The following is a 4,658-nucleotide window of genomic DNA, read 5'->3' on the forward strand; positions in this document are numbered from 1 at the left end:
TTTTCTACAGCCTCAACGCCACGCTCTGCGGCAATTATGTAGCCCAGCGAAGAAAATTTCCGGCATCAACGCCTTACTTATGCCCCGCTATGCAGCTGCACCCTTCCTTCGAGTCTTAACAGCTTCTATGATAGCTTTCAACGCAACGATGTCGTTCCCGAGTTCTGCCGCTGTAGGAACCGCTGCCGCTTTATCAGATGAGGGGTCGTGAGCTGTCACAACATCGCAACTACGCTTGTGAAGTTGTGCAATCGCTTCATATTCGGATCTGTCAAAACCCACAACGTCTTCAAGGGAGTCAACCTTAATCCAGTCGCGATACCTCTTCACAACTCCATTGAATACAACATCTTGGATTACGCGCTCAAGCGTCGCGCGCAACCGGTCGTATTCATGCCGAATCGCGGCAACTTCTTTTTCACCCGGATACGGCGGCCACGCTTTAACAAGCTTGCTTTGCGCCTGTTCGAGAGCGTTGATCCGGGCTTTGTAACCCTGATGGTCCCATGGGAGGCCTTCGTTCACACAGCCAGGCGCGCCACCTTGCCACTCTAAAAACGACATTAAACAGGGAACCCCTGCAGCCTCGATTTCATCACTAAGTTGACCAAGAAAAGAGGTATCGTGTGTAAATACAATTACTTGCCGCCTCTTCGACTCTTCTACCAATCTGCGTGCTACATTGCGTCGTCGCCAATGATCCAACGATGAAACTGGGTCATCCAAAACTATCCCACATGAGTGGTTAGCGAGAGCTAGCTCTGCAAAAAATGCTCCTAACGCGATAGCTCGTTGCTCACCTTCGCTCAGGATTTCTTCGATTTTCCTTGTGACCGGAAGATCAAGTAATAGCTGGTGATACATCGTTCCGCGGCTGCTACGTTCCTTTAGCTTCGCTTTAATGTGGCCGATACCCAAAGCGTGAAATTCATCGTTAAGGGCTTTTCTTAGTTCGTCAGTGACCGCAACCGTAGTAAATTTCTTCGACTGAATTGAAATTGATCCCGTCTTCAGGTCCGGTCTGCATTTTTCAAGCGCAGACTTTCTTTTGATTCTGCCAAGCAAATCGATTATTGCCTTCAAGCTTTTTGACAAATTTTGTCTAGCAGAAAGTTCGCTCAGTTCCCTCTCGAGCCTTTTTCTCTTCGCTTCATCAGCTGCCCTCACCAGCCTCCGATAGGTCTTAAGTTGTTGCGCGGCAAGTTGCCGAATCCGTGCCTTCGGTGATTCAACAAGAGCAGGGATATCAGTCCAGCGCTGTGTTGAGAGACATTGAAGCATTGCATGCCTCCGAGCCTCGATAGACGTTTGAAAATCGTTGATTACTTGATGGATAGAGCCATCTAGCGCCTTTAGTTCATCGTTAAGAGCTGCATCTGCGGCAATATGAAGATCAGCTGATTCAATTTTTCCCTTTGCAGTTTCAACCCTACTGCGAGCTATGTCGGCGGCCTTTGCAACATCATCCTGAATATATCGGTCAAACCTTTTTAGGCGATTAACCGCTGATTCTGGCATGCTCTCCTGGCACAAAGGGCAGGCCTTACCCTCTACAAATTGCGGGAAAATATCTTCCGGATATGCAACTTCCGTCGAGTAGCGTCTGGCAGCTTCAAAGAGAAGCTTCCAAGTTTGATCTCCTGTTCCTGAAAGCAGTTGTTCACCAGAACGCAGTACGTCTGCTGCTGCTTTCTCAGCCCCTTCAGCGGCAACTTTCTCTTCTGCGAGTTTGTTAAGCTTTTCAACCGCTTCAACGCTGATCCAGATCAAAGGTGTTGACAGTTTCTCGGCGTAAGACTTGAGCCTCATCGCTGAAAGCCGAGTTTCCTCTGCCTTGGCCAGAGGGTTTACCTCCTTAAGAGTAGCCTCAAGTTCGGATATCCTGTTGGTGTCGTTCTCTGTCAGAGTTCCGAGCGCAGCAATCGCATCCGCATCTGATTTAGGCGAAAGGTTTTCAATTGCTTCTCCAACCGCTGTTTCGCCAAGGAGATGCTCGTATGGAAGTTTGCTAACGTCTATACCTTTGATTTCCTCCTCAAGTTTATCAGATACTTTCGGAAGAACCTGATTGGCCAAGTTCTCAACAATATCAAGTCCATACGGAAGATAAGCAACATTTTGTTCTTTTGTGATATAAGAACGAGCGCACTTCGAATCGAACACAGATATTGTGGAAAGGTTGTCTGGAGGAGTGGCGTCACGCGACCATTCGATCTCAAATGAGGTACCTCCCACTTTCACATCAAATTTCCCCGTTGGCTCCTTATTAGCAACCATCGGATCATTTGCATTCGGGTGGATAGGTTCAGATTGATCTCTCGCTCGACAGGCCCTCTTAATAACTCGAGCGTAGCCTGATTTACCTGATCCATTTCCTCCATAGATCACAGTGATCCCATCTTCAGAAAAAGTGAGGGCATGGGCATTTGGAATTTGGTTGACGTTTTCTAAGTCGCGCAGACCAGTGAGGATGACAGTATCCTCGGGAGCTAGTTTCACAGGAAGATGCTCATTTAATAGTGGTGCCGGCTCCAAGTTATCGTCCGGCTCTACTCCCCTCTCCTGTTTGAGAAGCGCATAAAGCTCATCATAATCCGCCTCTACTAGGTCACTTTCTTTCTGGAAGAGACGACGACATGCATCCCTTTGCCATGAAGGAAGGGCTTCGGTCCATTTCAATATGTCGTTAAGAAGTGCCATACAGATTCCAGCGTGGTTAAATTATTGTTCGTCGTAGAGCCTTTTTCGAATTGCATAACGCCTGCAGCATACGTGCCCACGAAATGGAGCCGAAGGCGCAATGTAGTGGGCGTCGCCATGCCTGCATTGGTCAGTTTTTTGTGTCGGTACGTCGTGCGTATCTACTTGCTTGAATCGGGCTTCAAGTGTTCTTCCCAGGGCAGATCAAAATTATCTACGTGACCATGAACATGCTCTGGCCTTTCATATTTGTTGGAAACGTGTTTGAGAACTCGCTCCAATAATTCTTCAGTTGATTTCTGTCTACTCGGCGTAAAAACTTGGCTCTCATTTGCGTCAAGCTGCTTTTTTACGTTTTGAATATGTACGCGATTCCGCACCTTGCGTAGCTCATCTAGCTTTTCGTATAAATCGGTACCAGAGGCCCCCAGTAAGTCGTGCTTTTTTGCTGCCGCAATGTAGGTTTGCAACTGATCGAGAGTCTTGCTTCGGATATCGTTCAACACCTGATCGGCGATGTTTTTGACGCCCTCACTTGTATAGCTTTGGATTCTGAAGAAAAGGTCGTGAAGAAGAGCCTCGATTATTGAAACCATAGTGATGGTTATTGGCTTGCAGAAAAGACGAGCTTCAGATGGTGACGCGGCATTTTGTGCTGAGTACAGAGCATTGAGAGACTTCAGGTTGTAGCCTATGTTGTCGCCAGTTTTAAAATCCCCGATAAATCCGCTACTAACTGTAAACATATGCTGTCTCCAATTTTGTAAAAACTAACGTTTGCAGCAGGGACGTGACGTCAGGAGCGTCCCTTGCCTGCACTTTTTAAACCCCTCTTAGGTCACTTGACTCGATGCCAACTAACCTCAATAGCTTGCTTTCTGTTTTTGATTCATCAGCTTCCGCACACTGTTCGGAAGTCGCAAAAATAACGATAGCTTGCTTTCCTTCATTTTTAGAGCTGGGATATATCACTCCATCAATAGGAGTATTATCTTCGCTTTCGAATACATAGCGGAAATATTCCGTCACGATTTGGGTTGGAACATAATCAATATGTACCCGGTCATTTCTCTCAATTGGCTTAGTAAAATCATCTATAAAATCAAAGAGAAACTTCATGTAATCGCGCTTTTCCCTCTCATGCTCATCGAACAGGCTGGGAACATACGGTGTAGCGGAAAGATCAATTACCGTTAGATTTCTAGTGGGCTTAAAAACACCACAAGTGGCTTTTTTATCTGAAGTACAGGGTGTGTAGGTTTCTAATATTGCGGTATCAATATCGAAAGCACCATAGAACATTGGGATTCCGGCAGGGCTCATCCTGTTAGCCATTGTGGCGAATTCTGTAGGAGGAGAGCCTAAGTCTTTCGCAGAATTCAAGATCTTCTCTGGATCTGTGATTCGTACGCGACGTATTTCTTGATCCACGGATATTGGTTTAATCAAACCAATAGATTTTATAATTTCACCCAGAGCATCAAGAATTCTTACTGGGTCCATTTCATCATGCTGATGTTCATCGTAATCGGGATTTTTAGTTCTTAGAAATAGGTACCTAGCTCTGTTTTTGACAAAGTCAGAGAATTTCTGCCACCCAAAAAACAACGTCCTATCAATACTCAGGGAATAGGGGTTCTTCTCGCACCATTCTTGGTTATGGATAGATGCGCATATATCTTCGTAAGTCTCTCCGTGCACATTGCCCAAACCGATTTCGTCAAGCAAATCCCAGGTGTCATACACTGGTGCAACCTGCCACCCTCCCTCTCGCGTTTCATAAGGAAGGCCCTCATCTGCTGGATGCCCCCACTCAAGACGAATGCTTGAGACAATATGCTCTATCAGCAGGTCCAGTTCGCACGCAACAACATGTTCCCCTTGTACCAAGCAGTAAGAGCAGGAAGAGTCAGTTTGATTTTCTTCTATAAACTGCGTTAGTTGCGGTAGGAATGCCT

3 protein-coding genes are annotated in these 4,658 nt (G+C 46.3%); all 3 read right to left on the bottom strand.

Going from position 1 to position 4,658, the window contains the following annotated elements; all coding sequences use genetic code 11:
- Nucleotides 1-87 precede the first annotated feature (87 nt).
- Nucleotides 88-2,700: an AAA family ATPase gene (locus Q669_RS05525; RefSeq protein ID WP_022991530.1), complete on the bottom strand. Its 2,613-nt coding sequence runs from the start codon at nt 2,698-2,700 to the stop codon at nt 88-90.
- A 161-nt stretch (nt 2,701-2,861) separates the two neighbouring features.
- The gene (locus tag Q669_RS05530) at nt 2,862-3,446 is read right to left on the bottom strand and encodes a hypothetical protein (RefSeq protein WP_022991531.1); all 585 of its coding nucleotides are present in this window, start codon (nt 3,444-3,446) and stop codon (nt 2,862-2,864) included.
- A gap of 76 nt (nt 3,447-3,522) precedes the next feature.
- Nucleotides 3,523-4,658, bottom strand: a 1,136-nt coding sequence (locus tag Q669_RS05535; protein ID WP_022991532.1) for a HEPN-associated N-terminal domain-containing protein, incomplete at its 5' end; no start/stop codon positions are given.

The organism is Marinobacter sp. C1S70 (assembly GCF_000475355.1).
Classification (GTDB): domain Bacteria; phylum Pseudomonadota; class Gammaproteobacteria; order Pseudomonadales; family Oleiphilaceae; genus Marinobacter; species Marinobacter nauticus.

Coding starts and splice junctions, on each gene's coding strand:
- Q669_RS05525 (WP_022991530.1), bottom strand. CDS start 2,700: ATGGCACTTCTTAACGACATATTGAAATGGACCGAAGCCCTTCCTTCA.
- Q669_RS05530 (WP_022991531.1), bottom strand. CDS start 3,446: ATGTTTACAGTTAGTAGCGGATTTATCGGGGATTTTAAAACTGGCGAC.